We start from the raw sequence: 25,187 nt of genomic DNA, 5'->3' as shown, positions 1-25,187 counted from the left end.
GACGGGCCACCACGACGGCACACGAAGGCACGGACGCCGACGCGGTCTCCGTGACACCACCCAGCGGAGGCGCTCCGAGTCAGCGCACGCAGTTCGCCGCCCGCTCGAGCAAGAGCTCACGCTCCCGGGCGTTCTGTGTGAGCTCAGCGGCCCGCTCGAACTCGGCGCGCGCGTCCGCGGCACGACCGAGACGTTCGAGGAGGTCGCCGCGCACGCTGGGCAGCAGGTGGTAGCGCGCCAGTGCTGGCTCGTCGGCGAGCGCATCGACGATCTCGAGGCCCGCCTCCGGACCGAAGGCCCGGCCGAGCGCGACGGCACGGTTCAGTTCCACCACCGGGGAGGGCGCGACCTGGGCCAGCGCGTCGTAGAGCGCGGCGATGCGCTCCCACGGCGTCTCCTCGTGCGTGCGCGCCGTGGCGTGGCAGGCCGCGATCGCCGCCTGCAACCCGTAGGGGCCCAGCGCACCCCCGAGGGCCTCCGCCCGCGCGAGAGCCGCGAGTCCGCGTCGGATGAGCAGCTGGTCCCAGTGGGCCCGGTTCTGGTCGTGGAGCAGCACGGGCCGGCCCGCGCCGTCGACGCGGGCGCGCAGCCGCGAGGCCTGCAACTCCATCAGCGCGACCAGGCCGTGCACCTCGGGCTCCTCGGAGAGCAGCTCGCCGAGGATGCGACCGAGGCGCAGTGCCTCGTGGCACAGGTCGCCGCGGATGACGGCGTCGCCGGAGGTCGCCGCGTACCCCTCGTTGAAGACCAGGTAGACGACCTCGAGGACCGAGGCGAGCCGCTCCGGCAGCTCGGACGGCGAGGGCTGCTCGAAGGGCACCCGTGCCTCGGCGAGCGTGCGCTTGGCCCGCACGATGCGCTGCGCGGCGGTCGCCCGCGGGAGGAGGTACGCGCGGGCGATCTCGTCGGTGGTCAGGCCCCCGACCAGGCGCAGCGTCAGCGCGACCCGCCCCGTCGTGGGCAGCACGGGGTGGCAGGCGGTGAACACCACCCGCAGGAGGTCGTCGTCCACCCTGCCATCGAGCCGCGCGTCGACGTCGGCTTCGGGATCGTCGTCGGGCGCGACCGCGGCCTGCGCGCCGAGCTCGGCCAGCTTGTGGGCGTGCCGGTCGTTGCGGCGGACGTGATCGATCGCCCGCCGCCGGCCGATCGCCATGAGCCAGGCAGCCGGGTTGCAGGGAATCCCCTCGTCGGGCCACTGCTCGAGTGCCGCGACGAGGGCGTCCTGCGCCAGCTCCTCGGCAACGCCCAGGTCGCGAACGATCCGGGCGCAGGCGGCGACCAACTTCGCCGACTCGATGCGCCAGACGGCCTCGATCGTCTCGCGCGTCGCCTGCTGGTCGCCGCCTGCCATTCGGCGGGCCCCTACGACGTCTCGTCCGCCGAGCGTTCATCGAGCTGCTCGGCCATCCGCGTCTCTCGCTCCTCGAGCTCGGGCGTGTACGCGTCGCCGAAGTCCTCGGGTGCGAACACCTGCCGCAGCTCGAGCTCGACATCGGATTCGGGCCAGCGCTTGACCCACTCGATCGCCTCCTCGCGGGAGCGCACCTCGATCAGCGTGAACCCGGCGATCAGCTCCTTGGTCTCCGTGAACGGCCCGTCGACCACGGACGGCGTCCCTCCGGAGAACGTCACGCGCGCGCCCTTGGAGGAGGGCTGCAACCCCTCGCCGCCGGCGAGCACCCCGGCCTTGAGGAGCTCCTCGTTGTACGCGGTCATCGCCTCCATCTGGTCCTCGGTCGGCAGCTCACCGGCCTCGGTGGCGGCATCCGCCTTGCGAATGATCATGAAGCGCATCTCGTCGCCTTCCTTTCTGGTCGTGTGCGACGTACACCCGGTGCGTCGAACACCTCCCGGCGGATTCGACACCACGCGCCGAGGAATGTCTCGGTGTGAGCGCGGCATCAGCGGCGGTCCCGTCGACAGCGGTCTCGTGCCGGGGGGCGGCCTCGGCCTGCGCGGGCTCGCCCATGAGCACCCTCCGTCCCAAGCGGTCACGCCCTTGGCCAGCGGGTGCGCCCGGGCGACACTGCGCTGACCGTGCGACGTGACGGGAGCCCCGTTGTTCAGCACCCTGACCGCCCTCGCCCTCGCGGACAGCCTGCACTTGCTGGCCATCGCCGCGGCCGTCTACCTGCTCGGCACCGAGCAACCGTTCCGGCGCACGGCGACGTTCGTCGCCGGGTTGATCGGCACCCACTTCGCGGGTGGGGTGCTCCTCGTCGTCGGATGGGGTTTCGTGCCGATCACCCCGCCGCGATGGTGGTCCGTCATCGAGTGGGGCGTGATCGCGGCGATCCTCGTGCTCGCGATCGTGCGGTGGCGCCGCGGCGGTGCCCGCTTCCGCCCCCCGGCGTCGCTCACGCTGCCGACGACCTTCGGGCTCGGGGTCGTGGTCTCGCTGGCCGACCTCGCCTTCGACCTGCCATACCACCTGGCGGCCGCGCGCATCGCCGCGAGTGTGCCGACGATGGGCGAGCAGGTCGTCTGGCTCGCCTGGTTCAACCTCGTCTACGCGCTCCCGCTCCTCATCGCGATGGGCGCCTACGCCGTACTGGCCCTCCGCCGCCCGGCACCTCCGGCCCCCACGCCACCGTGAACGCCGCAGCGGCAGGTGGCGGACTCGAACGACGATCCGGGCCATCGGCCCGTAGAAGCAGGGACCACCGCCTCATGTGGGGAGGTGGACCGAGGCGGCACCCTGGGTACCGTCAAGGATCCGCGCACGGGCGCGTCCAGGCGAAGGGACCGTCGTGAGCACACCACCCGAGCCGACGCTCGGCCAGCGAGCCCATGAGGCCGGCGTCGCCACCGACGCGAGGCTGGTGCAGCTTCGCTTGATCATGCGCGTCGTGTCGTGCGACGAGCGCGTCCGACTCGTCGGCGACGGACACGGGGTCGAGCTCACCACCGACGGCGCCAGCCGCGTGCGCGTACACAACGAGCTCGTCGTGTTGACTGCCGACGACCTCGTCGATGCCTCGCCCGAGCAGCTGCGCGCACGGCTTCGGCGGGTGCAGGCCCTTGATCAGCGCGTGCCCGTGGAGGTCCTGGAGACTCGTGGCGGCGGTTCGGCGGGCGTCCGTCGGATCACCGTGGCCGAGGACTGCGACGTTCTCTGAGCTACCAGGGGCCAGCGCATCCCGGGGCGGCTCGTCCCGGGCCGGCTGGTCCCGGGGCGGCTGGTCCCGGGGCTGCTCATCCCGGACACCGGCCTCGGATGCCGCCCATGCTGCACCGCATGCCGGTGATCGCGCGTCTGGAGCCTTCCACAGGGACGGATGGCGCGCTCGGCAGGGCCGACCGGCCGTATCCGCGGGGGAGGAGGCGGAAAGCATCGGGTCGAGGCGACCAGCGCGCACGGTGTGGGGCGCTTCTCAGCGAACCCACCGGCGCCGACCGGAGGAACGGCCATGGCCCACGTCATCACCGCACCGTGCATCGACGTGAAGGACGCGGCCTGCGTCGACGAATGCCCTGCCCACGCCATCTACGAGGGTCCGCGGATGTTCTACATCCACCCCGACGAGTGCACCGACTGTGAGGCGTGCACCGACGTCTGCCCCGTCGACGCGATCTACTACGAGGACGACGTCCCCGCTGAGTGGGTCGCGTTCATCGCGATCAACGACGAGTTCTTGGCTGACGCGGTGACCGGGCTCGGCAGCCCCGGAGGGCGGAACCCTCGTCGGACCCAGGCCGTCGACCACCCGAAGGTGGCCGCCTGGGGGACCTCGCAAGCCGCCTGAGGGAACTGGCTGCGTAACGAGACGAGAAGGGTCGCCGGATGAGCGTGCTGGTCGTCTTCGAGTCCATGTACGGCAACACCGAGGCGATCGCTCGCGGCATCGCCGCCGGGCTCGCCGACCGTGCGGCGGTCCGGATCCAGGAGGTCGGGGCCGCCCCCGCCGCGATCCCCGACGACGTCGAACTGCTCGTCGTCGGTGGACCGACCCACGCGTTCGGGATGAGTCGGGAATCCACCCGGCGGGACGCTGCGCAGCGGACTTCCGAGGCGCTCGTGTCGCCCGGCATCGGCGTGCGCGAGTGGCTCGACGCACTCCCGAAGCTCTCGAGGGAGGTCGCCGCGACCGCCTTCGACACGCGCATCGCGAAGCCGCGGGTGCCCGGATCGGCAGCACGCGGCGCCGATCGACGCCTGCGCGCCCTCGGGTTTCGGCGCATCGCGCCGCGCAGCTTCTACGTCGGCGATACCACCGGTCCGCTCAGCGAGGGGGAGGTGGAGCGCGCCCGCCAGTGGGGTCAGCGCCTCGCCCAGGAGCTGACCTCGGGCGGCCCCCGCCAACGGATCGGCTGACCTCGGGCGGTCCCCGCCAAGGGATTAGCTGAGCCTCGGGCGGCCCCCGCCAACGGATCGGCTGAGCACGGGCGGTCCCCACCCACGGATTAGCTGAGCACGGCCCCCGCCAACGGATCGGCTGAGCACGGGCGGTCCCCACCCACGGGTTACCCGACTCAGACCCTGTCGGGGGTGTGATGCCGGCGGTGAGCACACCCGAACCACCGGCTCCGTGCGCTGAGTGCGTGTTCCGCGCTGCGCCGAAGTGTCCTCGTCGATCCAGCGCGAGATCTTGCACGGAGGTGCGTTCGAGATCCCAACGAAGGTTGCACCAGATTGACCATGACGCTCGGACGCAAGATGTCGCGCTCAAGCGTTGCCGACGGTCGAGCGCAGGTCCGGCGCCACCCGTGAACCCGGGCGCCCGACCTCACGAACGCGGCGCCACCCGCGAACGCGGCCGCACCACGCGAACCCGGCCGCACCACGCGGCCCGGGCCCACTGCATCCAGGCCTCATGGCCGCTCGTAGACTCCCGGTCGTGGACGAACCCGCCCCACACGCCCCGAAGCTCTACGGCGACCTCGCCGAGTGGTTCCATCTTCTCACCGCCGCCCGAGGAGTACGCGGACGAGGCCGAGCAGTACCGCCACTTGCTCGGGCACGCCACCCGGACGGTCACCACCGTCCTCGAACTCGGCAGCGGCGGCGGGAACAACGCGAACCACCTGAAGGCCCACTTCGACCTCGTCCTCGTCGACGCCTCCGAGGCGATGCTCGAGACCAGCCGGCGGATCAACCCGGAATGCACCCACCTGGCCGGGGACATGCGCACCGTCCGCCTCGGCCGCCGCTTCGACGCGGTGTTCGTCCACGACGCGGCGAGCTACCTCACGACCCTGGACGACCTCCACGCGGCGCGCACTGCCTACGACCACGTGCTCCCCGGCGGTCTCGCGCTGTTCGCCCCCGACTTCGTCAGGGAAACGTTCACCACCGGCACCCACCACGGTGGCCGCGACCGGGGCGAGCGCGACCTGCGTTATCTCGAGTGGACCTGGGAGGCCGACCCGGACGACCCCACCTACATCGTCGACTTCGCGTACCTGCTGCGAGAGGGCGCCACGGTGCGCGCCGTGCACGACCGGCACGTCTGCGCGGCGTTTCCCCGCGACGACTGGTTCGCGGCGCTGCGGCGAGCCGGCTTCGACGAGGCCTTCACGCTCTCCGGGCCCGACGCGAACGACGTCCTGCTCGCTCGCTGCTGACCCCGGTGGTGCCCACGTGCCATCGTGTGGCTTCCTTGCAGGCAACAAGAGCCCTCGGGATGCGCAGCTAGCCCCGAGCTTTCAAACCAACGCGAAGACGCGAGCGGGGCTGCCCGACCCCCCGACGATCCGCAGCGGAGCCACGACGAGTGTGACCCCCGTCTCAGGCAGTTGCTCCAGGTTCGCAAGTTGCGTGAGGCCGTACTTGCCGGCTCCGTGCAGATAGTGATGGATCGGGAACGGCGGATCCTGTTCCCACGCGAGCCCGGAATCCGTTCCCACTGTCTCGACCCCGAAACCGCAAATCGGGCGCTCCTCGCTCAGCCATCGCGCACAGCGTGCGGTCACCCCGGGCGTGTGACAGCCCCTTTCGTCCGCGTTGAGGAAACGATTCTCCTCGTGGGCGTACCGCCCCCATCCCGACCGGTATAGCAACCACCCACCGTCGGGCAGCGGTCCATGCTGCCCCTCGAACTCCTCCACATCGGGAATGTCGAGCAAATAGTCGGGGTCCTTTTCGCATTGCGCGACACGGTCCAGAACGACCGCCGGCCCGATGAGCCAGCGGGGCTCAACCTGGTCGACCGTTTCACCCCCTTGCCCCGACACCCAGTGGACAGGCGCATCGAAATGGGTTCCCACATGCTCTCCGCCAACGAACCAATTCCAGTACGCGACCGGACCGCGCTCGTCGTACCGACTGATTTCGTGCATCTCGAACCGTGGAGAGCCCTCGTATGGCCGCGGTATCGGGATAACGGGTGTATGCTCCGAGAGCGGTTGTGTAAGGTCAACGATGCTACGGATGCTCCCTCGTCCAAGCTCGACTTGAGAAATACTCTCATCCATCATCCACCTCCGCGCAATCGATTTCCCACTACTTGGGAAGTCTCGGGGGCTCCATTTTCGGATTCAGGTGCATTGCTGGGGCTTATCCCTGTTAGCCCATCATGCCGGGCAACCACAGTACCAGCGCGGGCGCGACGATAAGTATAACCATCACGACAGCGTCAATACCAATATAGGGTAGCGCGGCTCGGGTTACATCTGCGATAGTAATATCCGCCGGAGCCACACCCTTCATTACGAATAGTAGGATTCCGTAGGGGGGCGTCGTCTGTGCCATCTCCACGGCGAGTAGCGTGAGCACCCCGTACCACAGGGGGCTGAATCCCAGTGTCTCGACCACAGGGATGAATATCGGCAGGGTGATAAGCATTAGCGGGACGCCGCCAATAAACATACCAAGAATAAGCGTCATGACCAGCATCATAGCGATGATAAGGATCGGTGGGAGCGGCAGGTTGACTGTCCAGTCCGCGAGTCCGCGGTGCGCTCCAGTCAGCGCCAGCACTTGGGAGAATGCCTCCGCGCCAGCTAGCAGAACGAGCACCATCACAGACGTCCGCGCGGTCGTCATGACAGCCCGCCGCGAGCCCGCCCATGAGAAACCCCCATAGACGAGCGCTAGAACGAAGGCCCCCACCACACCGAGCGCCGCTGCTTCCGTCGGTGTGGCAATCCCCAGGAAGATCGTACCAACCACAAGAAAAAGTATCAGCGCCAAAGGGGCTATGTACTTCAAACCCATCCACAAGCGCGCGGACATCGGGATGCGCTTCACGTCGTAGCGGGGCGCTTCCTCAGGGCGCATCACAGCGCGCGCGATTATGTAGCTAGCGTAGGCAAGACCCAGTATGACCCCGGGAATAATGATGGCGATCAGAGTCGCGCCCACGGAGATGCCAGCTATCACGGCGAGGATAACTGCGAGCCCGCTCGGTGGAATCATGATCGAGATGCCGCCACTGCCGAGCACCGGCCCTAGGCTCATGGCCTTGCTGTAGCCGCGCCGACGCATCTCCGGCACGAGCGTGCCCCCAAGCATTGCAGTGCTCCCGATGCTCGCCCCGCTCAAAGCCGACATGAGGGCCCCTGCCACGACCGCAAGAATCGACAGCCGGCCGGGCAGTTTGCCCAGCCAAGCGTCCAATGCGTCCAGGACTCGTTGGGCAACGTCTGATCTAAACATCAACTCGCCCATGAAGATGAACAAAGTGATGGGCAAGAGCACAAAGAGGGCCAACGAGCCGTAGACGCTCCGGATAAGCTGCTCCAAGCCCGCACTGCCGAGAAGCACATAGAGCCAAGCAATGTTGACCCCGAAGAACGCGTACACGACCGGTACGCCGAGCAGGACCAGAATTAGAAACCCACCGAAGAGGAGCACGAGAACTAGCGGCCATTCCATGAGCTAGCCTCGCCCCTCAGCACTCGGCATGCGCACGACCCCTCCGACCAACCCGCTCGTTGCTCTCGCCATAACCAAACACGACCAACAGCCCGCCACCATGCCGTTGCGCGAACCCGACTTGCCCCAACGCCCGCTACGCATCTCCCGCCTCACCGGGTTCCGCTCGATCTTGACGGCTGGTGGCCGCTGTCCATCCGCGCCGCAGCAGCTGGAGGAAGAGAAGTGCGCCCCCGACCGGAATAACCGCCATTACGTACGCCTGCGGCAGGTACTGCATCCGAAAAAAGTCGTGGGTTCCCGCCACCCACATGTCGTAGCTTACCTTCGTCCCGTAGTAGGCGAGGACCGCTGACGCCACGAGCCCGACCGCCACGGCCAATAGTTCAAGTACTACCCTACTGCGCCCATGGAAGCGATCCACTATCGCATCCATGGCAACATGGCCTCGTTCGCGCTCCAACCAGGCGGCCCCCAGGAATGCCATGCACACGACGCTCCACTCCGTGAGCCCCAGCACCGCCGCGATCGTGAAGTCAAAGAAGAAGCGGGTGGCGACGTTCACCGCGACCGCGATGGCTTGGAACACAACCAGAAAGCCGACCAGCGCGCCCGCGATGTCGAGTACCCTGTCGAACAACCTTCCCATACTAGTCATCGGGGACGGTCACCGTCGGTCAGCCTTGCCATCAGTCGCTCACACCTTGGCTGCTGTTAGGACACTGCAGAACGTTCTAGTTTCCCGTGAGTTCGCGTGCCTCTTCCGCCTCCGCCGCAGTTAAGAAGTCGTCCTCCACGAGCCCCTCGAACCGGGAATCTATGTAGAGTTCCTGAAATTCCTCGGCCTCACCCTCGGGCAGCGAGAGGAACTCCATGCCAGCCTCCTCCAGTCGCTCGCGCTCCTCGGCATGCCACCCTTCGATTAGTTCGTCGATCTCCCCTTCGAGGTCCTGCTGCACACCGAGCATCAGTTCCTGTAGGTCCTCCGACATCCCCTCAAAGGTATCGGTGTTAATGTAACTCCACGTGGAGTGGGAAGTCCCGAACGCCGGCTCTACTGCGTACTCTGCGACTTCGTGAATTCCGAGGTCGTAGACGTACAGCGGGTAGGGCGCCGCCTCAACAACACCGCGGTCGAGGGCAGAGTAAATCTCACCGATATCCATGTGATGCGTTTCCATTCCCAACGCATGGAAAAAGGGGTCATACCCTGAGTGCGAACGGATATCCATCCCCGACAAGTCATCCATGCCCTCAATAGGCTCTGTGGAAAAGATCTGGAACCCCGAGTTGGTCGTTGCCCGACCGATCGGCGTCACACCGATGCGCTCCTCGTGGGCTTCGACGAACCAGTCGTAATAGCCGCTTCCGCGTTCCTCCTCGGGGGTTAACCTAGAGAGCGGCGCGGTCTCCACCTCGGGAACGTCCCCCGCATGCGCTGTGAACGTCAACACCATGTCGAAGGCTCCATCGGCGACCGTCGACATCTGGTCGCCGGTGGGAATTGTTTCTGGCCCAGCCACGTCTTCAAAAACGATCTGCCCGTCGCTCTCTTCCTCCACTCGGTCCATGTAGAGCCGAAAGAAGTTGATACTATCCTCTTCCTTCTCGGGTTCCTCATAAATGAGTGCACTCAGCTCGATATCTGCTTCTCCCGCTGATTCCTCGTCGGTCTCCTCGTTCGCCTCTTCATCGGCCTCCTCATCCTCAGGTGGCTCGGCTTCAACTTCGTCGGTGTCATCGGCACAGGCCATTGCGAGCAAACCCACAAGACCGACCAGTATGACGCTCAAGGATCTAGCCATGTCTAACCTCGCTTATGGTGCTCTGAAACTCGTATTCATCGACCATTCAGACGCGGGCCTCCCGACTTGCCGTCCACCCCCCTCTCAGCCAGGCTCCCCCCTCGGCAGGGTCACCCTCGTGTTCCACTCCTCGTAGCCCGCAAGTTGTCCGCGAACCGCCTCCGCATAGAGTTCGCGCAAGCGCTGGGTCACAGGTCCGATTTTCCCCGTCCCCACCTGGCGCTCATCAATTTCGCCCGCGGCAGCGATCTCTGCCCCAGTCCCGCACAGAAACACCTCTGAGGCCCGATACAGCTCAGAGCGGTCCACCACGCGTTCCTCTACCTCGAGGTCGAGTTCCTGCCGCGCTAGATGCATGACGGTGTCGCGCGTGATCCCGACGAGGATGTCGTCCGTTGTTGTCGGTGTAACAAGCTTCCCGGACTGATCAACGAGGAATATGTTCTCGGTGCTGCCCTCAGCGACTGTGCCGGCCTGTGTCAGCATCACGCACTCGTCATACCCTCGCTGCACAGCCTCCGTCTTTGCTAACGCCGCGTTCACATACGCGCCGCCGATCTTTCCTCGCGCTGGGATGGCGTTATCGTCAAGCCGTCGCCACGACCCGACGCCCACGCGCAGCGGTCGGTCCGCGGGAACGTAGTCTCCTTGCGGGAACAGATAGGCCAGAAACGCATCGGGGGCACGATCGAGGCGCACTCCGAGCCCATCCGGTGCATCCTTGTACAGGATGGGACGCAGGTAGACGTTCTCTCGGAAGTCACCTCTGCGGATAAGATCGCAACACGTCTGGGTGAGCCATTCGACGTCTTGGAAGTCGTTCATCTGCAGCAATTTTGCCGAGCTGACCATGCGCCTGAGGTGATCCTCAAGTCTGAAGATTCGGACCTCCCCGGCTGCTTCCACCCAGTAACCGCGTATACCCTCAAAAACACTGATGCCATAGTTGAACGCGTGTGACCGGACGCTGACTTTCGCTTCCCGGAGATCGATGAATTCGCCGTCGAAATAGGCGGTACCCTGCACCTTACGTCCTCTCACCTTCGTGCCTTTACGTTCCCAGCAGACCCAGCGGGCCCTCGGGGGTGTCGCAGGGCGGCGCCCAACTACCGGCGACCATCACAGCGCGCGGCTCCCTGAGCACGTTCAAGTCCTCGAAGGGGCTGCGGTCGAGGACCAGCAGGTCTGCCGACTTGCCCTTCTCGATGGAGCCGCAGAAGGACTCGATCCCGAGGTTGCGCGCAGCGTTAATGGTCCCAGACTGCAGGGCCTGCAGTGGGGAAGCGCCCGCGTCGACCATCAGTTCCAGTTCCAGGGCGACCCCTCCGTGTGAATTGAAGGGCGTCCCCGCATCCGTTCCGACGGCTACGTTGACCCCCGCTTCCAACGACCGAACGAGGCTGTTGCGGTTGTCCTCATGGGCCCCCGCTGCCTTATTGACGGCCTCTTGTGGTACTCCGCCCTCGACGCCGTGGTGGATCACGTTGTAGTAGGCCGACAAGGTCGGCACGTGCGTGGCGTCCCGCTCCAGCATCATTTCGATCGCCTCGGCGTCGAGGTAGCTGCCGTGCTCGATCGAGGTGACGCCCGCTCGAAGCGCGTTCTTAATCCCCTCGGTGCCGATTGCGTGGGCGGCGACTCGCCGCCCCAAGAAGGCCGCCGCTTCGACGCCCGCGGCCATCTCCTCCGCAGTGAAGGAAGGGGCGCCAAGGAGCGTGCCGGGAGTCAGCACTCCCCCACTCGCGGCGAACTTGATCCAATCCGCCCCGTGCTTGATCTCCTCCCGCACCATGGTTCGCACACCGTCGGCACCGTCCACCTCGACCCCGGTCCAATGTCCGTGGCCGCCGGTCATGGTGATCAGGCGTCCGCTCGACAGTACGCGCGGCCCCGCCAGTCTTCCGCGGGAAACCGCCTCCCGCACCACGGTCGCCGCCCGCGTTGGACTCCCGCAGTCCCTTACCGTCGTCACTCCACCATTGAGGGTCTGACAAGCGTGTCGGGCCGCCACGAGCGCTTCTTCCCCGGCGCCACGGTTCACCCGCGTGCTCGGATCTGCCTCACCGCCGTAGCTCAAGTGCACATGGCAGTTGATCAGTCCCGGCATGACTGTTGCCCCGCCGAGGTCCACTGGCTCGCCGGCCCCCGGCACGCGGTCCTCTTCCCCGATCCAAAAAATTCGCCCGTCCTCGACCTGCAGCGACCACCCTTCCCGGATCTCGCCTGAAAGGACATCAAGCAGATTGAAGTTGCGTAACAGCATCAGTGCCCCACCTGTCTCGGCCCGAGGTCCACCGCGAGCCGACCGCTGGCTCCGTTACGTGTGAGGAGATCCGCAGCCAGCGCGATGTCGATGCTCGCCTTACCAGTCGGTATTCCGACGAGACGTGACTCGTCGGGCTCCCGTGCCGCCATTGCCCCCGCCGCGATTGCGCCTATATCGCCGTAGCCACCCAAGGACCCCCAATCCAGACCATAGTTTGGAGCAGCGTTGACCAGGAACTGCTCGGCGTCCCCTATGAGGCGGGAGGCCTCGATAAAGGTTCTACTATCCCACGCATGGAGGTGATCGAGCGCAATTAGGAGAGAGCCGGGCGCCAACCACTCCGCCCGAAACGGTGGCGTCGCGTGCGGCACGATGGCGCTGACCACAATCTCGGCATCCTTCACCGCCTCTTCGGCCGTTTCGCACGACCGCAGGTTCCAGGCCCCTAGCGGTGCCAACTCCTTGCAGAAGGAGTCTCGGCTCTCCCTACTCCTCGAGGTGACCCGCACTTCACTCAGCGAAGTGAACTCCTCAGAAAGCATGGCGAGCGACCAACGAGCCAGACCGCCGGCGCCAAGCAGGGCCAAGCTCTGGGGGTTCCGCCGTGCTGTGAGATACCGGGCAAAAACTGCTGCACACGCTGCGGTTCGCGCGAACGTAATCCACATGCCGTCCAGGATTGCCTTCGGATGCCCCGTCTCGTAATCGTTCAATACGACTATCCCAGTGGAGTCCACCAACCCTTCGTGGGTGTTCCCCGGGTAGTACGCGACCCACTTCATCCCGACCGCGCGCCGGTACGGCAGACACGCGGGCATCGCGTGGAGGAATGAGAATTCTCTCGAGGGGGATGAACACCAATCTTGTCCGGAACTTCCACGTCGCCAGCATGATCGCGAACGTAAACTTCTTCCGTCAATTCGATGATGTCTCGTGGGGCCATATTTATGGCTTCCATGTCTTCCCACGAGACAATCCGAGTCATGGCCCCTCCTGTCCGCGCACGGAGTTACCGAACAATGAGCTCAGGAGGCAAGGCGACCACTCGCTCACCGCCCTCGGGACTTACTAGTACTGTCTCGCTCAACGCTACTGCGAAGTCCGGAGTACTGAGGAACGGGACGACGTGGAAAACCATACTGGACTTGATCTCCTCGTCACCGGCGGGACGGAGACTGAACCCGTCGATCCAATTGTTAAAGCCCATCCCTATTGAGTATCCGGTGCGGTGGCGGAAGTGTTCACTTAAGCCGAGTTCAGCAACAGCGTCGCGACACGCCTTATCGACGTCTCCGGATGTCGCGCCGGGCTTCAACGCCTCCACCGCAGCCGTCGCGGCGGCGCGACTGCCTTCCTCCAATGCGCGGGCCTGCTCGCTGGGCTCGCCAATGGCGATGGTGCGCATCGCACCTGCGTGGTAGCGACGGACACAGCCCCCCCCTTCCAGGAAGATCAGGTCGCCACGTTCAAGGGGCCGACCTTCCCAAGAGCTGTGGCCGTACGACGAACGGGGGCCTGACCCGACCAGCGGGCCACTAGCTGGTTTCTCACTACCCTCTGCAATCATGGAGCCGAGAAAGGCTGCTGCCAGGTCATTCTCCGTCTTCCCTTCCGCTGCAGCTTCGGCGGCGGCCCGGAACGCAGTTCGGGTGAAACTCGCTGCCTGGCGGATGTATTCAATCTCCCGGTCGGACTTGGTGGACCGCAGGCGGGCCACGAGTCCGGTCGCGTCAACCCATTCCGCGCCCGGCATGGCGTCCTGCAACTTGACGGCGTCCACAGGAGATAGGTGCTTACTCCCGAGCGGCACACCAAGCCGATTCCCGGCGCCGAGCCCTTCACCGCGGAGAGCTTCAATGGTCGCCTCAATCGGATTCTCGTCGTCCCCGTACGCGTGGTAGCGCTGACTCCACGAGTTGGCGAGGTACATCCGCTGCTCGAGGACCCTTGAAAGCATGAGCGGTTCCCCGGACGGCCGCACAATCAGCACCTGGTGGGCGAAGTAGCCCATCGAGCGGTAACCAGTGAGGTAGTAAAGGTCCTCGGGCCCCATGACGAGCAGACCGTCCAACGCTTGTGCGTGCATCTCGCGGCGGACGTTCTCGAGGCGGGTTTCGTACTCGTCCATAGGGAATGGACTGGCCTTGGCTTCCCACGCGTTCGTCATCCCAACCTCCGATGGTTACGCCAGATGAAGCATGAACCGTCGGGGCCGCCGAGGCACCGACCGACGGTTCCAGGCCCCGAGGCCCGCTCGCGAGGGGCGAACGACCCCGGGGAGAGCTGCTAGCCGCGTCAGTCTCGCGAGTCCCAATTTGAAATCTGACAGTTGATCAAACCTCTGTCAAGGGTTGCGTCTGGGATGCGTGTTGGTCGTCTCGTTCGGCCAGGCCAGGGATGCGCTGGAGCTCCGGAAGCGCTCGGCGGAGATGTCGCCGCAGCAGTTGATCCACGACGGTTCCGCCGCTGGTCGACTGCACTAGCCGAGGCGGTCGAGCTGGCCGTCGAGGAGCCGGCCGTCGGCCACCGTCTCGACGCGTCAGGCCCAGCCGCGGGCCCCGAGGCATCGAGGAAACGGTCGAGGAGTTCGGCTACCCCCTCGGCGTCGTCGAGCCACGGCAGGTGCCCGGTGCCCGCGATGTGCAGGCGGGCATCCGGAAGGAGGCCCGCGAGCTCCTCGCCGACCGCGGGGCCACCGAACGGATCCTCGGAGGGCCACACGAGCAGGACGGGGGACTTGAGCTCACCCAGCTCGTCCGAACGGATCTCGACCGTGGTCGCCCAACCACCGAACCCGGCCATGCGAAGGCTGTCCTGGGCGAGGCTGCGCCACGTCAGCGCGTACGTCGGCAGTCGCTGCACGGCGTGCTCGAACTCGAGGGCCGCCGCAGGCAGCCGCTGCGCGGTCCCGTTGGGGTGGCCGAACGCCTCCTCGAAGCTGTCGGCGGCGTCGGACGGCGCATCCGAGACCATGACCGTCGCGGCAGCGATCCGGTCCACGCCCGGTATGCCGAGCACGACGAGCGCGGGAGGCACCACCGTGCCTTCCACGGCCACGGGCACCCCGAGCTGCCCGACGGCGCTCACGCGCTCGGGACGGTCGAGGGCGTACCACAGCGCCCAGGTCCCGCCGACAGAAGCCCCGACGACGGGGACCTCGTCCAGGCCGAAGTGGGCATACACGGCATCGAGCGTGGCGCGAGCCATCGGGCGCTGGTCGACCGCCCGCAGGTCGATACCGTCGCTGGCTCCGCCACCCGGGAGGTTGACGAGCAGGAACCGGTAGCCCTCCAGCTGACCGAGCAGGGGGGCCAGGCGAGCCGCCTCCCCCGCCGCGGGGGGCAGGACCAGTACCGGCGGTCCCTCGCCGACCTCGAGCACCCGGACGCGCAGCGCCGGGTCCTCGACCGTGACCGCGTACTCGGTGTAGTCCACGTCGTGGTGGTCCATCAAGGCGCGCTCCGCCTCGAGGAAGGTCACCACCTCGGGGAGGTCGCGGTCGATCGTCACCACCGTGTCGGTGGGTCGGTCCGTGACCACGCCCACCCCGATCACCAGGGCCAGGAGGCCGAGCACACCGGCCAGCAGCAGCCCCGCCACCCACGCGCTGCGACGCACCATCACGATCCTCCCCTTCCATGCCTCGTGCACGACGGGTGCGGCGCGGATCCCCTTCAGTCGCGTCCCTCAGGACCGGAGCCGGATGCCGGGCCTCCCACGAGTGCGACGGTAGGCAACGCCTCCGCGACCCCGCGTCGGGAGGACCCCGCGAACGGCTGTACGGGAAACCCCGCACCCATGGCGGCCGGGCTCGGGCCGAACTCGCTCGAAGTCGGGGCCGGGCAGTCGGGATCCGGGCTGCCGGGCCGGGCAGTCGGGGCCGGGCAGTCGGGCTCGCGACCCGGATCGGCCGAGCTGGATCAGGCCGAAGGCTCGCCGGGGACGAGCTCCATCGCGACCGCGTGGCGGGTCGCGTCGGCGCGCCCGCCGGCGCCGAGCTTTCGGTACAGGTTGGTGACGTGCCGCTCGACGGTCTTCGTCCGGATCCGCAGCGCCGAGGCGATCTGCTGGTTGGTGGCGCCCGCGGCCAGCTGGCGCAGCACCTCCTGCTCACGCGGGGTCAGCACGGCGCCATCCGGCCTCGGCGCCGCACCAGAGGGGATCGGTCGCCCCTCGACGAAGGCGAGGATGGCCTCGACCACCGACCCGGCGTCGCGAATGAACGGGTCGTGCTCGTTGCCCTCGAACAGGTGGAACTCGGCGCCCGGCACGAGCACGGCGATCTCCTCGCTGGCCGTCGCCGGTATTGTCTGATCCTCCCGGTCGTGTGCCACCAGGACCGGACAGCGGATGTCCGGCAGCACGTCCCGTACGTCCATCTCCCAGGTGTGGGCGAGGAGGAGCGCCGCCATTTCCGGCTCGGCCGCGACGCGCTGGAAGCGGCTGAACCACCGCAGGTCCCTGGAGGAGGCGTTGGGCAGGAGCCGGGTGGCCAACAGCTGCGAGGCCATCGACCAGTCGGTCCGGATGAGCTGCTGGAGCGCCTCGAGGCTCTCGCGGGGCATCATCGCCGTCCCCCGCGCGAACCCGGAGTAGAACACGAGGCGGCGCACCCGATCCGGGAAGCGCGCGGCGAACAGCGCGGCGGGCGGCGCGCCGAAGGAGTAGCCGATCAGGTCTGCGGAGCCAATCCCGGCGGCGTCGAGTACGGCGGTCAGCTGCGCGACGTCGTTCTCGATCGACAGCTCGAACCCGTCGCGGTCCGACAGGCCGCAGCCCAGGCGGTCGTACCAGACGAACCGGTGGGATCGCGCCAGCTTGGTTCGTGCGCTGGCCGCAGCGTGGTGGCTCCAACTCTCCTCGAGGTGACACAGCCACCCGGGCACCATGACCACCGGCGGGCCGGTACCGGCGGAGGCGTACGCCACCCGCGAGCCATCGGGGAGGCGACAGAACCGGACCGTGCCGGCGGAGACCATGCGCGGGCTTTCCCCACCTCGTCGCGACCGGGCCGCCCTACCTTACGCGTCGTCGAGTCCGGCGGGCAGTCCTCAACTGCCATCCACCCCCTCCGAGGGCGGCGGGATCGGGTCGATCATCGCGCTCCCATCGCCGGTCGCCGGTGCCCGCCCCGATCCGAGGAGGCGTCCGGCACCAGCGCTCGGTCGTCAGGTGACCGGCCCGAGGCGGTCCTCGATCTCGCTCATGAGCCGGTACGCGTCAACAAGGTCGTCGCGTCGTTCCCCGCCAAGGAAGAGCGTCGGCGTTCCGGCGACGCCACTGGCGACGCCGCTGCGCACGTCCTCGCGGACCCGCGGCCGGTGCGTCCCCTCGGACAGCTCGCAGGTGACCCGGTCGACGTCCAGCCCCAGCTCGCCCGCATAGGCGAGGAGGTCGTTGCGCGCAAGCCGGTCCTGGCGGCTCAGCATCAGGTCGTGCAGTTGCCAAGGCGACCCCCAGCCCCGAATAGCCCCCGGTGGCGAGCGCCGCACCACCAACGGCGGCCCCGGCGAGGTAGCCGTACTGCGCCGCGGCGGTCCTCACGCTCATGACCTGGAGGGGACAGCGCGAACCGAGAACCAGGCCGAGGCTGCTGCCCGATGTCGTCGAAGTGGGGCGCGAGCACCGGCGAGTCGAGGACCCTGCCGTAGAACGCGCTCACCACTCGGCCGACCTTCGCGAAGCCGCCGTAGCGCTCGAAGATCGTCCTAGCCATCGCCGCTCCTCGCCTGTTCCCGCCCGTCGTCGGCAGATGAAACCCGCGACCTCGATCCGGGCAGCGTCACGATGACGGCGGTTCGACCGGAATGCGACTCGATCTCGAGTCCGCCCCGGTGTCCCTCGACGACCACCGCTCGCGCGGTCGCCAGGCCGAGGCCGGTCCCGGCCCCGACCGGCTTGGTCGTGTAGAAGGGGTCGAAGACACGGTCGAGCCGGTCGGGCGGGATCCCTGGACCGTCGTCGATGATCTTCACCTCGACGCCGTCATCGATCGCCCGCGTCGCGATCGTGACCTCTCCTTTCTCGCCGACCGCGTCGATCGCGTTGTCGAGCAGGTTCGTCCACACGCCGTTGAGGTCGCCGGGGTGACCCTCGATCCATGGCAGGGTCGCCGCGTAGTCCCGCGTGATCGCGATCCCCGCCCCGACCTTGTGCCGCAGCAGCGTCAGGGCCGCCTCCAGGCCGTCGTGGACCGCGACGTCCTGCACCGGCGCTTCGTCGTGGTGCGCGTAGCGTTTGACCGCCCCGACGATCTCGGTGACCCGCTCGACGCCGGTCGCCGCTTCGTCCAGCAGGCGTGCCCGGTCGGCGCGCGCCGCGAGCCATGCCACCGCCCGGTCGACCGTGGCGGGCTCCGTGCCGTCCAGCATCGTCAGATGCTCCGCCGTGATCCCGGCGGCGGCGAGGGCGCTAGCGGGCACCCACGCCCGGGCGACACCCCGCTGATCGAGGAACCGACGCAACGTCTCCTCTGCCTCGGCCTGCGCGAGCGGGCCCTGCTCGGGCGAGCGACGGGCGCCCTCCACGAGGACGGCGAGGCGTGAACGCAACCCCGACTCACCCGCCGCGACCAGCGCGGCGCTCGCCCGCTCCTCGGCATCGAGGACGTCGGACAGGCGGGTCACGGCGCGGTGGACCGCCGCCGCGGGGTTGTTCAGTTCGTGCAGGAGTCCGGCGGTGAGCGTCCCGAGGGTCGCCATGCGACCGTGCTCGCGCAACAGGAGTTCTTGCGTCTCGCGCCGTCGTGTCGCGGTGGCCAACGCCACCCGGGCGGCGCCGGGATGCGCGAGGACGGCGTCGAGGGCGACGGCGTCGATCCGCACCAGGACCGACGGGACCGTCGCCTGGATCCGCACGGACCGGGGCTGACCCGAGACGAGCCCGAGTTCACCGACGAGCTCACCGGGCCCGACCGTGCCGACCGCGACCCATGAGCCACCCACTCGCTTGTGCGCCTCGAGCTCGCCCTCCACCACGACGAACATCGCGTCCGCGACAGCGCCCTCCTCGAGCACGATCGCCCCCGCCTCCACTCGACTCCTCGTGCCCTGGGAGGCGAGCTCGTCCAGCAGATCCTGGGGCAGCGCCTCGAGCAGTTCGGAGCCGCGCAGGGCCCGCGTGCTCTGGGTAGCGCTCACAGGTTCGCCAAGTGCTCGTGCACGAACCGGACCGCCATCGCTCCCTCACCCACCGCGCTCGCGACGCGCTTGATCGAGCCCGCGCGCACGTCCCCCGCCGCGAAGACCCCGGGGGCGCTGGTCTCGAGCTGGAGGGGTTGCCGCGCCACGTTCCACCCCTGCGGCCTCACACCCACTTCCAGACCCGTGAGCAGGAACCCGGCCGGGTCCGTGGCGACGACGGGCTGGACCCAGTCGGTGCGGGGGGCCATGCCGATGAACACGAACAGCGCGTCCGCCGGCACGGTTTCGGTCGTCCCGTCGCCGCCCGCGAGGACCAACGCTTCGAGGTGGTCGCTGCCCTTCACCTCGGTGACGACCGTGCCGTAGCGAATCGAGAGGTTGTCCGCGGACTCCAGCTGCTCCTGCAGGTAGCGCGACATCGTGCCGGCCAGCGACGGCTCGCGGACGAGCAGGGTCACGTGCGCGGCGTGGTTGGTGAGGAACATCGCCCCCTGCCCGGCCGAGTTGCCCCCGCCGATCACGAACATCTCGCCGCCCTCGTGGTCGAGCGCCTCGGACCGGCCGGCCGCGTAGTACACGCCGGCACCTGTCAGCCCCTCGACGCCCGGTACCTGCAGCGTGCGGTAGCTCACCCCGGTGGCCACGACCACGCCAGAGGCCGTGACCTCGCTGCCGTCGTCGAGTCGCACGATGCGGTAGGGGTCGACGCGATCGATTCGCACCGCGCACACGGGGGTCAGGATCTCCGCACCGAACCGGGAGGCCTGCTGGTGTGCGCGCATCGTGAGATCCGCTCCGGAGAGCCCTGCCGGGAAGCCGAGGTAGTTCTCGATGCGGGAGCTCGTCCCCGCCTGTCCCCCGGCGGAGATCTGATCGACCACCAGCGTGCTCAGGCCCTCGGAGGCCCCGTACACTCCCGCCGCGAGCCCGGCCGGTCCCGCGCCGATGACCACGAGGTCGTAGGTGGCCCGCTCCGCCTGCACCTTCAGGCCGACCGCCTGCGCGAGCTCGGGCAACCCGGGCCGGGACATCGCGTTGCCATCGCCCAGCACGACCACCGGCAGCCCGGCGGTGTCCTCGCCAACGAGTTCCAAGAGCGTCGTCGCTTCCGGCTCCCGCTCCAGGTCCAGCCAACGGTAGGGCACGAGGTTGCGGGCAAGCAGCTGTCGCACGGCGTGCGAGGCGGGAGACCAGCGGTGGCCGATGACCCGTAGGTCCGCCACGAGCGGCGGCGGTCGCCACGTCTCGAGAAGGTCGTCGAGCACCGGGTAGAGCCGCTCCTCGGGGGGATGCCAGGGCTTGAGCAGGTAGTGGTCCACGCCGGCGTCGTTGATCGCCGCGATCGCCGCCTCGGTGTCGGCGTAGGCGGTGAGCAGGGCACGCTTGGCGTCCGGGTACAACTCGACCGCGTGCTGCAACAGCTCCACCCCGGTCATGCCCGGCATCCGCTGGTCGGCCAACAACAGGGCTACCGGGTCGTCGCGGGCGCGGAGCCGGCGCAGGGCGTGAAGTGCCTCGTCACCGGAGGAGGCCCCGACGACGCGGTAGTGCTCCGCGTAGTGGTCCCGAAGGTCCGCCTCGACGGCCGAGCGCACGGTCGGATCGTCATCGACGGCGAGGATGACGGGCGCAGTCATTCGCCGATCCCTTCGCGTCGCGCACGGAAGGGCTCGACCCGACCGCACTCCCGCGAATCCGCCAACCTGAGCACCGCAACCCTCTCCGCGCGACGGGAGGACCGCGGCATCGGCCGTCCGCGAGTGGTACGCCCCGGATCACGACGAGAACGTCCCCGGATACGCAGTCCCCAGGCAATGCACGTTGCTCCCGTGGTTTTCGCCCGTCAATGGGCCCCTCATGCCTCGTCAGTCGCCAGCGAGGGGGCGGAAAGAAAGTCATCACGATGGCGCTTCGTTCGCGTTCGATCCCTCATGGCGTCGCCCGCACCGATCGCTGTTCCGTCAGGGTTCCAGCGGTGCTCCGTCGACCGCGCAGTGCCGGCGGCGCGCCAGCCGGCTGGCCGGGCATGCCGGCCTCCCGCCGAGTGATTCGTCGCGGATCGTGAGCCACGCGAGCACCCCGCCCGATGCCACGATGACTGCGGCCACGAGCATCGCGTCGCGGAACCCCGCCGAGAGCCTGGCAGGGTCGGCGAACGCGTCGCCCGTCAGCCCGACGAGCGGTGGAATGGCGGCCACCGCGAGGAGCCCCGCCGTGCGGGAGATGGCGTTGTTGATCCCCGACGCGATCCCGGACCGTCCCTCGTCCGCGGCCGCGAGCGCCGTCGCGGTCAACGGCGCCACCATCAGGGCGAGCCCGAAGCCGAACACCGCGACCGCCGGCAGAACGTCGACCAGGTAGCTCGCATCCGCATCGATACTTGCCACCAGCACGAGTCCTACGGCCATGACGAGCGGACCGACGGCCATCAACCGGCGCGGCCCCGCGCGTTCGGCGACCCCTCCCGCCCGGGCCGACAACGCCAGCATGAACAGGGTGATGGGCAGGAGCGCGGCCCCGGCGAGGAGCGGCGAGGCACCGAGCACCTGTTGGAGCTGCACGACCAACAGGAAGAACAGCACCGCCATCCCGCCGTAGACGATGAACGTGACCGCGTTCGCCGCCGAGAACTGCCGGGCGGCGAACAGTGCGAGGGGCATCATCGGCTCGGGGGTGCGTCGCTGCACCCAGAGGAAGGCGGTGAGTGCGAGGAGCCCCGCCGCCCCGATAAGCCAGACCACGGGCTCGGCGCCCCGCTCGCCGACGGCGATGAGGGCCCACGTGACGAACCCGAGCCCGAGCGTGGCCAGCACCGCGCCCTCCACGTCGAAGCGCCGGGCCACTCCGCTCGCCGCCCGCGACTCGGGCACGTGGCGCAGCGTGATCCACACCACGACCGACGCCACCGGCAGGTTCACCCAGAAGATCGTCCGCCACCCCACGGTCATGACGAGCACTCCGCCCACCAGGGGACCGACGGCTGCGGCGATCGCCCCGAGCCCCGACCACGCGCCGATCGCGCGCGCGCCCTCGGCGAAGGAGGCCTGCAGGATCGCGAGGCTCCCCGGCGTCAGGAGCGCGCCGCCAACGCCTTGCAGGGCACGCGCGGCGACCAGCGTTTCGAGGGTCGGGGCCCGGGCCGACAACGCCGAGGCCGCCCCGAACCAGACGATGCCGATCACGAAGACGCGGCGACGGCCGAAGCGATCCGCCAGGGACCCCGCGAGGAGGATCAACGAGGCGAGCGTGAGCGTGTAGGCGCTCACCGTCCACTGCAAGCCACCGACCGTCGCGCCGAGCTGACGGCCGATCGACGGCAGGGCGACGCTCACGGTGGTCGCGTCAAGCAGGGCGAGCCCACTGCCGGTTACCGTGGCCGCGAGCACCCATCGGGCCGCGGGGGAGCCCCAGGCGATGCCGTGATGCGCGGACTCGGTCGCCCCGGGGCTCACGGCCGATCCGCGACGGCTGGGGTCGGCAGCGATGCCGAAGCGCGGGTCACCGACTCGTCTCCTCGGGCCGCGGGTCGGGCGTGCCGAGATCGTGGAGCAGGTACGCCGTCACGGGCTCGGCCTTCCCCTTGAGCACCAGTGGCGCCAGCGCCTCGACGCGAGCCTCGGCCGGCAGCCGGGCTCGGGTCCCCTCTCCGATCAGGACCCCGCCGATGGGAGCCTGCCCCTCGAGCCGCGCTGCGAGATTGACCGTGTCGCCGATGACGTCGTGTTTGCGGTGGCCCCGTTCCCCGAGCACACCGGCAGCCACCTCACCGGTGTTCACGCCGACACGGAACCGCGGCCAGTCCGGACGGGCCTCGGCGATCTCCTCGGCCGCCGTCTGGAACGCGAGCGCCGCACGCGCGGCGAGCAGCGCATGGCGCGGTTGATCGCCGTTCTTGTTGAACACCACCATGACGGCGTCACCGATGAGCTGGTGCACCTCGCCACCCAGCTCAGCCATGAGCGGCACGAGCCGGGCGAAGTACGTGTTCAGCATCGCTTGGACCGCCCGGGGCTCGCTGCGCTCGGCGAACGTGGTGAAGCCCGCGAGGTCGGCGAACAGGACGCTGGCCTCCTGCGTGTGTTGCAGGGTGCGCTCGAGATACAGCGCACTGAAGCGCTCCTCGTGCCACTCCCGGCGGGCCGCGGCGGCGATCAGGCCGAACGCGGCGAGCATGAGCACGTGCCACTCCCACCAGGACAGCTGCCAGTTCGCGGCGAACGCGATCACGATCATCGCGGCAGCGAGGAGCGCGAACCCCGTGGCGATCGCGAGGACCACGCGCGCGCCGCGACGCCGGTGCAGCCGCAGGTAGCCGATCGAACCCGCGCCGTACCCCAGAACCCCGACACCGGCCAGAACGAGTTGCCATCCCTGAAGGGCCTCCTCGGGCACCGGATCGTGCAACGGGGGGAGGCCCGCGAGGGAGAACCCCGCCCACACGATCATGACGGCCACGAGGACACCCAACAGCCACCCCGACCATCTCGTGATGCGTCGCGCGGTCGACGGTCGGAACTCAATGGCGGACATGGCCACGAGCACGCCACCGATGGTGAGGCCGACCGGTGTCGCCAGCTCGAAGCCAGCGTTGGGGCCGAGCAGAACACCTGGCGTGGCCAGTGCGTGCAGGCCCAGGAAACCCGCACCGGCAAGGAACGCCAGCGAGACCACGAACAGGCGCGCATCCTGACGCCGGCGTGCGGCCCCGACCATGGCGAGGCCGAGGGTGGTGGCGACCGCTGACGCGGCCAGCACCAGCCAGAAGTGCGCGGGGTGGTTCTCCCACCGAACGTCGAGGACGGGCCAGAGCCGGAGCACAACGAGCAGCCCGAGGGCAACGACGGTGGCGGCGGTGATGGTGAGGACGTCGCCGCGACGGAACGCGGCCCAGCGGTGACCCGGTTTGGCGCCGAGCACGGGGCGGCCTCCTCCACTCGCGCGGCCAGGACCGGCCGATGGTGGTTGCGGTCCCCCTGACCCCCGAGCATCGTGGCCGTCCCCATCGGAGCATGCCCCACCCCGGCGGACGGGTCCAGTGGCCCATCGCGCACCCCGAACCAACCAGCCCCACGGCTCAGCAGGGGGAGCCAGGTTCGGGGGGACACGGACCGTTGCCGTTGCCGTTGCCGCCACCCTGCTCGTAGTAGCGCAGCTCCTCCTCGGTCGAGCTCGAGACGGCCGAGGTGCCGCCGAGAACGATGATCTCCTCCGCTTCGCGCTCCCGCAGCTGCTCCAGGACGGGCTCGGGTGCGTGGTCCTGGGCGACGAGCATGACGGGGTCGCCCCCGTACCCGGCCAGCGCGCCCCCGGTCAGGGCGTCCGGGTAGTCCTCGCCAGTGGCGACGAACGCCTGCCGACCGCTGATGAGCTCAGCGACCCGCGCGGAGGTATCGTAGCGGTTCGCGCCCGCGATCCGGAACACTTCCGCGGAGGTGGTGGAACGAATCTCGGAGATGACCGAGTCGGAGATGGCAGCCGTTCCACCGATCACGAACACTCGGTCCGGCGAGAGCCGCGACAGCTCGTCCTCGGTCGGGCTCGGCAGGTGGTCGCGCGCGGTGAGGAGGGCCGGGCCGCCCGCCGCCCGAGCGAGCGGCGTGCCCGACAGGGCGTCCGGGTAATCCGTGCCGGTCGCGACGACGACGTCACCGCCGGTGCCGCTGAAGAACGTGCGCGACACTTCCGCGGCCGTGTGGAACCGGGTCGGCCCGGCGATCCGCTCGACGTCGTTGGCCAGGCGGTAGAGCTCGGCCTCGACCTCTCGCGAGACCGCCGCGGTGCCGCCCACGAGGTAGATCGTGTCGGGCAGGATGTCCCCGATCCGATCCTCGGTCACCGACGGCAACACGTTGCGAGCGGTCAACAGGATGCTGCCCCGACCCGCTCCGGGCTGGTGCGCCGCGGGTCCGGCGGCGAGCGCATCCGGGTAGTTCATGCCCGTCGCGACGATGATGTCCTCGGGGAACTGGTAGTAGGGCTGCTGCTCGGACACGGCCACCGCGGTGCCGAACCGATCGTCCCCCTCCATGCGCCAGACGTCGGCGTCCTCGTCCGCGTGAGCCACGCCGGCGAGCAACGCGGTGAACGCGAGGACGAGGATGGCTATCACCGCGCCGCGCGCACGGGCGGGATGGTGTCGGGTATGCATGGCCCCT

Annotated in this window: 23 protein-coding genes; 5 read left to right on the top strand and 18 right to left on the bottom strand. The window is 68.5% G+C overall.

The window, feature by feature from the left end; translation table 11 throughout:
• Positions 1 to 79: 79 nt before the first annotated feature.
• Both ER308_RS11300 and ER308_RS11295 read right to left on the bottom strand, forming a co-directional pair.
• The gene (locus ER308_RS11300) at positions 80 to 1,354 is read right to left on the bottom strand and encodes an RNA polymerase sigma factor (RefSeq protein WP_131155088.1); all 1,275 of its coding nucleotides are present in this window, start codon (positions 1,352 to 1,354) and stop codon (positions 80 to 82) included.
• An 11-nt stretch (positions 1,355 to 1,365) separates the two neighbouring features.
• Complete coding sequence (locus tag ER308_RS11295; protein WP_131155087.1) at positions 1,366 to 1,797, bottom strand: YciI family protein; 432 nt, start codon at positions 1,795 to 1,797, stop codon at positions 1,366 to 1,368.
• A 265-nt stretch (positions 1,798 to 2,062) separates the two neighbouring features.
• On the opposite strand from ER308_RS11295, the gene ER308_RS11290 reads away from it, so the two are divergent.
• From ER308_RS11290 to ER308_RS21595, 5 genes are all read left to right on the top strand, one after another.
• Positions 2,063 to 2,599 carry a GAP family protein gene (locus ER308_RS11290; RefSeq protein ID WP_165492016.1) on the top strand — a complete coding sequence of 179 codons (537 nt, stop codon included), beginning with the start codon at positions 2,063 to 2,065 and terminating at the stop codon, positions 2,597 to 2,599.
• A gap of 154 nt (positions 2,600 to 2,753) precedes the next feature.
• Complete coding sequence (locus tag ER308_RS11285) at positions 2,754 to 3,122, top strand: hypothetical protein (protein WP_131155085.1); 369 nt, start codon at positions 2,754 to 2,756, stop codon at positions 3,120 to 3,122.
• 291 nt (positions 3,123 to 3,413) lie between these two features.
• Positions 3,414 to 3,749, top strand: a complete 336-nt coding sequence (gene fdxA, locus ER308_RS11280) for a ferredoxin (protein ID WP_131155084.1) — start codon at positions 3,414 to 3,416, stop codon at positions 3,747 to 3,749.
• A gap of 38 nt (positions 3,750 to 3,787) precedes the next feature.
• Positions 3,788 to 4,318 carry a flavodoxin family protein gene (locus ER308_RS11275; RefSeq protein ID WP_131155083.1) on the top strand — a complete coding sequence of 177 codons (531 nt, stop codon included), beginning with the start codon at positions 3,788 to 3,790 and terminating at the stop codon, positions 4,316 to 4,318.
• 635 nt (positions 4,319 to 4,953) lie between these two features.
• Positions 4,954 to 5,568: a class I SAM-dependent methyltransferase gene (locus ER308_RS21595; protein ID WP_165492015.1), complete on the top strand. Its 615-nt coding sequence runs from the start codon at positions 4,954 to 4,956 to the stop codon at positions 5,566 to 5,568.
• Between the two features lie 81 nt (positions 5,569 to 5,649).
• On the opposite strand, the gene ER308_RS11265 is transcribed toward ER308_RS21595, so the two are convergent.
• The 16 genes from ER308_RS11265 to ER308_RS11190 form a co-directional block, all read right to left on the bottom strand.
• Entirely contained in the window at positions 5,650 to 6,417 is a 768-nt protein-coding gene (locus ER308_RS11265; RefSeq protein ID WP_240732083.1) for a cyclase family protein, read from the bottom strand.
• A gap of 91 nt (positions 6,418 to 6,508) precedes the next feature.
• The gene (locus tag ER308_RS11260; RefSeq protein WP_131155080.1) at positions 6,509 to 7,819 is read right to left on the bottom strand and encodes a TRAP transporter large permease; all 1,311 of its coding nucleotides are present in this window, start codon (positions 7,817 to 7,819) and stop codon (positions 6,509 to 6,511) included.
• A gap of 136 nt (positions 7,820 to 7,955) precedes the next feature.
• Complete coding sequence (locus tag ER308_RS11255) at positions 7,956 to 8,459, bottom strand: TRAP transporter small permease (protein ID WP_165492014.1); 504 nt, start codon at positions 8,457 to 8,459, stop codon at positions 7,956 to 7,958.
• 94 nt (positions 8,460 to 8,553) lie between these two features.
• Positions 8,554 to 9,624, bottom strand: coding sequence for a TRAP transporter substrate-binding protein DctP (dctP, locus tag ER308_RS11250; RefSeq protein WP_131155078.1), 1,071 nt, complete (start codon positions 9,622 to 9,624; stop codon positions 8,554 to 8,556).
• An 84-nt stretch (positions 9,625 to 9,708) separates the two neighbouring features.
• On the bottom strand, positions 9,709 to 10,650 hold the full coding sequence (locus ER308_RS11245) for a branched-chain amino acid transaminase (RefSeq protein ID WP_131155077.1): 942 nt from the start codon (positions 10,648 to 10,650) through the stop codon (positions 9,709 to 9,711).
• A 25-nt stretch (positions 10,651 to 10,675) separates the two neighbouring features.
• Positions 10,676 to 11,887 carry a metal-dependent hydrolase family protein gene (locus ER308_RS11240; protein ID WP_131155076.1) on the bottom strand — a complete coding sequence of 404 codons (1,212 nt, stop codon included), beginning with the start codon at positions 11,885 to 11,887 and terminating at the stop codon, positions 10,676 to 10,678.
• Entirely contained in the window at positions 11,887 to 12,858 is a 972-nt protein-coding gene (locus tag ER308_RS11235) for an NAD(P)-binding domain-containing protein (RefSeq protein ID WP_276319839.1), read from the bottom strand. The genes ER308_RS11240 and ER308_RS11235 overlap by 1 nt, the downstream gene beginning before the upstream one ends.
• Before the next feature lie 41 nt (positions 12,859 to 12,899).
• Positions 12,900 to 14,018: a M24 family metallopeptidase gene (locus ER308_RS11230; RefSeq protein WP_165492013.1), complete on the bottom strand. Its 1,119-nt coding sequence runs from the start codon at positions 14,016 to 14,018 to the stop codon at positions 12,900 to 12,902.
• Positions 14,019 to 14,185: 167 nt separating this feature from the next.
• A complete protein-coding gene (locus ER308_RS11225; protein WP_131155073.1) occupies positions 14,186 to 15,511 on the bottom strand; it encodes an alpha/beta fold hydrolase in 1,326 nt (441 codons plus the stop codon).
• A 299-nt stretch (positions 15,512 to 15,810) separates the two neighbouring features.
• Complete coding sequence (locus tag ER308_RS11220; protein ID WP_131155072.1) at positions 15,811 to 16,869, bottom strand: alpha/beta fold hydrolase; 1,059 nt, start codon at positions 16,867 to 16,869, stop codon at positions 15,811 to 15,813.
• Positions 16,870 to 17,058: 189 nt separating this feature from the next.
• Positions 17,059 to 17,382 (bottom strand): DsbA family protein, encoded by a 324-nt coding sequence (locus tag ER308_RS11215; RefSeq protein WP_276319895.1) that lies wholly within the window; start codon positions 17,380 to 17,382, stop codon positions 17,059 to 17,061.
• A gap of 216 nt (positions 17,383 to 17,598) precedes the next feature.
• On the bottom strand, positions 17,599 to 19,029 hold the full coding sequence (locus ER308_RS22795) for a sensor histidine kinase (protein ID WP_131155070.1): 1,431 nt from the start codon (positions 19,027 to 19,029) through the stop codon (positions 17,599 to 17,601).
• On the bottom strand, positions 19,026 to 20,669 hold the full coding sequence (locus ER308_RS11205) for an FAD-dependent oxidoreductase (RefSeq protein ID WP_131155069.1): 1,644 nt from the start codon (positions 20,667 to 20,669) through the stop codon (positions 19,026 to 19,028). The genes ER308_RS22795 and ER308_RS11205 overlap by 4 nt, the downstream gene beginning before the upstream one ends.
• Before the next feature lie 324 nt (positions 20,670 to 20,993).
• Positions 20,994 to 22,484, bottom strand: a complete 1,491-nt coding sequence (locus tag ER308_RS11200) for an MFS transporter (RefSeq protein ID WP_131155068.1) — start codon at positions 22,482 to 22,484, stop codon at positions 20,994 to 20,996.
• A 46-nt stretch (positions 22,485 to 22,530) separates the two neighbouring features.
• Positions 22,531 to 23,949 (bottom strand): adenylate/guanylate cyclase domain-containing protein, encoded by a 1,419-nt coding sequence (locus ER308_RS11195; protein WP_131155067.1) that lies wholly within the window; start codon positions 23,947 to 23,949, stop codon positions 22,531 to 22,533.
• A gap of 157 nt (positions 23,950 to 24,106) precedes the next feature.
• Positions 24,107 to 25,180 carry a cell wall-binding repeat-containing protein gene (locus tag ER308_RS11190; RefSeq protein ID WP_131155066.1) on the bottom strand — a complete coding sequence of 358 codons (1,074 nt, stop codon included), beginning with the start codon at positions 25,178 to 25,180 and terminating at the stop codon, positions 24,107 to 24,109.
• Between the last annotated feature and the right edge of the window lie 7 nt (positions 25,181 to 25,187).

The organism is Egibacter rhizosphaerae (assembly GCF_004322855.1).
Lineage (GTDB): Bacteria > Actinomycetota > Nitriliruptoria > Euzebyales > Egibacteraceae > Egibacter > Egibacter rhizosphaerae.
The sequence above is the reverse complement of the archived record's forward strand: the minus strand, read 5'-3'. Positions and strand labels throughout refer to the sequence as shown.

Excerpts from the sequence above, each read along its gene's own strand:
- ER308_RS11265 (WP_240732083.1), bottom strand. The coding sequence starts at position 6,417 with ATGGATGAGAGTATTTCTCAAGTCGAGCTTGGACGAGGGAGCATCCGT.
- ER308_RS11190 (WP_131155066.1), bottom strand. The coding sequence starts at position 25,180 with ATGCATACCCGACACCATCCCGCCCGTGCGCGCGGCGCGGTGATAGCC.
- dctP (WP_131155078.1), bottom strand. The coding sequence starts at position 9,624 with ATGGCTAGATCCTTGAGCGTCATACTGGTCGGTCTTGTGGGTTTGCTC.
- ER308_RS11225 (WP_131155073.1), bottom strand. The coding sequence starts at position 15,511 with ATGGTGCGTCGCAGCGCGTGGGTGGCGGGGCTGCTGCTGGCCGGTGTG.
- ER308_RS11260 (WP_131155080.1), bottom strand. The coding sequence starts at position 7,819 with ATGGAATGGCCGCTAGTTCTCGTGCTCCTCTTCGGTGGGTTTCTAATT.
- ER308_RS11230 (WP_165492013.1), bottom strand. The coding sequence starts at position 14,018 with ATGGACGAGTACGAAACCCGCCTCGAGAACGTCCGCCGCGAGATGCAC.
- ER308_RS11300 (WP_131155088.1), bottom strand. The coding sequence starts at position 1,354 with ATGGCAGGCGGCGACCAGCAGGCGACGCGCGAGACGATCGAGGCCGTC.
- ER308_RS11220 (WP_131155072.1), bottom strand. The coding sequence starts at position 16,869 with ATGGTCTCCGCCGGCACGGTCCGGTTCTGTCGCCTCCCCGATGGCTCG.
- ER308_RS11295 (WP_131155087.1), bottom strand. The coding sequence starts at position 1,797 with ATGCGCTTCATGATCATTCGCAAGGCGGATGCCGCCACCGAGGCCGGT.
- ER308_RS11205 (WP_131155069.1), bottom strand. The coding sequence starts at position 20,669 with ATGACTGCGCCCGTCATCCTCGCCGTCGATGACGATCCGACCGTGCGC.
- fdxA (WP_131155084.1), top strand. The coding sequence starts at position 3,414 with ATGGCCCACGTCATCACCGCACCGTGCATCGACGTGAAGGACGCGGCC.
- ER308_RS11240 (WP_131155076.1), bottom strand. The coding sequence starts at position 11,887 with ATGCTGTTACGCAACTTCAATCTGCTTGATGTCCTTTCAGGCGAGATC.
- ER308_RS11275 (WP_131155083.1), top strand. The coding sequence starts at position 3,788 with ATGAGCGTGCTGGTCGTCTTCGAGTCCATGTACGGCAACACCGAGGCG.